General features: G+C 46.2%; 1 protein-coding gene. It reads right to left on the minus strand.

Annotated elements, in window-relative coordinates:
- Nucleotides 1-13: 13 nt before the first annotated feature.
- Nucleotides 14-916: NADP-dependent oxidoreductase (locus tag R7R78_RS24945; RefSeq protein WP_225474478.1), on the minus strand; the 903-nt coding region annotated here is incomplete at its 5' end.

A 916-nucleotide genomic window follows, 5' to 3' on the forward strand; every position in this document is an offset into this window, starting at 1 on the left:
TTCTTGCGGTTTGTTATAGTGTGTCGTTGATTTTTACATCAAGCTTGCCAAATTTCTTTCTTCCCAGTAGACCAATAAATGCCTCTGGCGCATTGTCTAGACCTTCTACTAGATGTTCGCGGTATTGGATCTTTCCTTCAGCCAACCATTGATTGATATCTTGAGCGAACTCACCGTAACGGTGACCGTAGTCATCAAAAATGATAAAGCCTTGTACCTTGATTCGTTTCGTCAGTAGCTTACCCATTAGCAGAGGTAGATGGTCTGTGCCTTCAGGCAATTCTGTTGCGTTGTATTGAGAAATCAATCCACATAAAGGGATACGTGCACTGGTATTGAGAAGTGGCATGACAGCTTCGAATACTTTGCCGCCTACGTTTTCAAAGTAAACATCGATGCCGTTGTAGCATGCATCTTTCAATTGTTGTTCGAAATCATCTGCTTTGTGATCGATACACTCATCAAAGCCTAAAACCTCTTTTGCGTAGCGACATTTTTCTTCGCCACCGGCGATACCAATTACGCGGCAGCCTTTGATTTTACCGATTTGACCAACTGTCGCGCCGACAGGTCCCGTTGCCGCAGCAACTACAATGGTTTCACCTGGTTTTGGCTGGCCAATATCCAACAAACCCATGTATGCGGTAAAGCCAGGCATGCCTGCAACACCCAGAGCGTATGATGGGTTTTGTGGCTCTTTGCCTAATTTAATCACCATCTCTCCGGTAGAAATTGCGTAGTCTTGCCAACCCACGGTGTACGCAAGTACCCATTCACCCGCCTCATAGTCCGGGTGGTTTGATGTTTCTACCTGACAAACGGTGCCGCCAATCATCACATCATCTAGCGCTACTGGTTCTGCATAAGATTCTGCATCGCTCATGCGACCGCGCATGTATGGATCTAGAGAGAGGTA

This window comes from Vibrio sp. 2134-1 (assembly GCF_033339495.1).